This window comes from Centipeda felix (genome assembly GCF_900186465.1).
In the GTDB taxonomy this organism is placed as follows: domain Bacteria; phylum Bacillota; class Negativicutes; order Selenomonadales; family Selenomonadaceae; genus Centipeda; species Centipeda felix.
The window spans coordinates 1-2,260 of the sequence record NZ_LT891951.1 but is presented as its reverse complement, the minus strand read 5'-3'; the positions used below and the strand labels follow the sequence as shown (position 1 = coordinate 2,260).

Here is a 2,260-nt window from a genome sequence, read left to right as displayed (position 1 = left end):
TGTAGTACAATGATTCTGTTCCATTTTGCAGTCTCACTTTCAGTTTCTTTTTGTGTTGTGACTAAAAGTTTAACTGAACCGTTTGCAAAATGGAACTTTTTGCGTCAATTTATTTTACAACTTACGATCCCGCCGCAGAAGACGAATCAGATCTTTACGCCGCGCCGTGTTGTGCGGCAGATGGTGGATGCACTCGCGTGCGAGAATCCCGGCTGCTTTGACGATGCGACGCATACGTTTGCGGATCTCTATATGAAGTCGGGGCTCTATATCACGGAGATTGTGAAGCGGCTCTATCACTCGGACAAAATAAAAGCAGAATACCCAAATGACGCGGAGCGGATTCGGCATATTCTGCAGCATCAGGTCTATGGGATGGCACCAACGCGCATTATCTATCTCATTGCGACGAATTACATTCTGGGGCTTGATGAGAGTATGAAGTCTGAGACGAAAAATTTTGTTCAGGCAGATGCGTCGCAGGCGGCAAAGGAGGGGAAACTCGCGGAGCTGGTGAAAAAGTGTTTCGGCTGAGTCTTATTTTGCCATAAAGGCGCGGTAGGTGTGCTCCATCTCTTTGCGGGTTTTGCTTGCAGGCCAGAGTTCGCCGAGGGCGCCCTCGCGCATCCCGGCGGCGAGGTGGTTGTAGAGGTTTGGATTCTCCGCACTGAGGTGTGCGATGAGTTCCTTGACGGCCTGCCGTGTGGTATTGCCGTTGTGCGGACAGGGCGATGGGATGGGGGTGAAGCCGTGCAGGGGAATAGCATCGATGATCTCCTGCTCACGGAAGTAGACGAGCGGGCGAATGACGGTGATGCCCGTCTTGTCGAGGTAGGTCTTGGGACGGAAGGTGTTGAGCTGTCCTGAGTAGAACAGACTCATGAGAAAGGTCTCCACTGCATCATCATGATGGTGGGCGTAGGCGACCTTGTTCATGTGATGTTCCTTTGCGTAGCGGTTGACCGCACCGCGGCGGAAGAAGGCACAGGTAAAGCAGGGGCTTTTTTCCTCCTGCTCTGCGATTGCCCCAGCAATGTCAACGTCAACGACCTCGTACGGAACGCCGAGGCTTTTGCAGAACGCCGCAATCGCATCGGTGTCAAAGGGATCGTCGAACTGTGGGTTGACGGTGAATGCGGCGATGGTGAAGTCTTTCTTCAGTCGTTCGCGCAGGATGGCGAGTGCATAGGTGAGAAAGATGCTGTCCTTGCCGCCGGAGACACCGATGAGGATGTGGTCGCCGTTGTCGATGAGTTCAAACTCGACGACGGCACGCATGAGCTTGCTGAAATAGGTCTGCGGGATGTTGATGTTCATAGAATCGAGTTGCTTCCTTTATTCTTTATGACAGAGATAGACTCCGAGAATACCGCTCCCGAGGGTGACGGAGAAGCGATGCTTTGTGTTGCTCTCGGCGAGGACGTTGCTGATTGTCGTGGAAGAGTGCGAATGTATCTGTGCACCGTTCAGCTCCCATCGCAGTCCATTTGTTGTGATGCCTGTACACTCCTCGGTGAAGGGGAGGAGGGAAATCGCCTGCGGAGGACTGTCACATGTGATGGTTAAGGATTCGTCGCCGTGCAGGAAGAACAGTGACTCACGCTCATCAGCGAGGATACAGGGGAGAGCAGCGTGTGCCGCGACTGCGGCAGCACTCATGAGGTGGTCGAACCTGCCGCCAAATGCGCCAGTCAGGATAACGAGCGCACGGGGCACGAGCTCTGCGGCGATCCTGAGCGCAAGCTCTGTATCGGTAAAATCCTTTGCGGGCGGGAAGGCATGCACATGTGCGCCGTGTTCCTCTGCCCACGCCCACGCATCATGCGCTGCGCTGTCCCTATCGCCGATCAAATGTGCCGGGGAGAGTAAAAGAGTATGGCAGATATTCACTCCGCGATCAATGGCCCAGATGGAGCGGTCGGTACCTCCCTTTTCGGATTTTTGCACGAGCTGCGCCATCCAATCTTTTGTCGGTGTCCGCCCTCCGCCGATACAGATGATCTCCTGTGACGGCGGGTATGGCAGCGCTGCGTGGAGCGCTGGGAGGATGAGATTGTGCTTGTATTCATGCATGACAATAGTTCCTTTTGTCGAGTTTTATGATAGAATATGATTATATCACACGGTTTTTTCGACGAAAAGCGAAAAAAACGAAAAAGAGGGGTTGACGGGAGTTGTGACGTGTGTTATATTATGACAGTCGCGCCGATGAGAGCGGCGGGCGAGCGCAAGCAAGCCTCAGCACTAGAGCGGCGCAGGA

The 2,260-nt window shown here is 53.7% G+C and carries 3 protein-coding genes; 1 reads left to right on the top strand and 2 read right to left on the bottom strand.

Going from position 1 to position 2,260, the window contains the following annotated elements; genetic code table 11:
* Window positions 1-99 precede the first annotated feature (99 nt).
* Window positions 100-534 (top strand): type II restriction endonuclease, encoded by a 435-nt coding sequence (locus C1713_RS00795; RefSeq protein ID WP_245870885.1) that lies wholly within the window; start codon window positions 100-102, stop codon window positions 532-534.
* Window positions 535-537: 3 nt separating this feature from the next.
* Here the strand turns inward: C1713_RS00795 and C1713_RS00790 are convergent, their stop codons facing one another.
* Both C1713_RS00790 and C1713_RS00785 read right to left on the bottom strand, forming a co-directional pair.
* Window positions 538-1,317, bottom strand: a complete 780-nt coding sequence (locus C1713_RS00790) for a tRNA 2-thiocytidine biosynthesis TtcA family protein (protein ID WP_061946883.1) — start codon at window positions 1,315-1,317, stop codon at window positions 538-540.
* Window positions 1,318-1,335: 18 nt separating this feature from the next.
* The gene (locus tag C1713_RS00785) at window positions 1,336-2,073 is read right to left on the bottom strand and encodes a thiamine diphosphokinase (protein WP_009442226.1); all 738 of its coding nucleotides are present in this window, start codon (window positions 2,071-2,073) and stop codon (window positions 1,336-1,338) included.
* Between the last annotated feature and the right edge of the window lie 187 nt (window positions 2,074-2,260).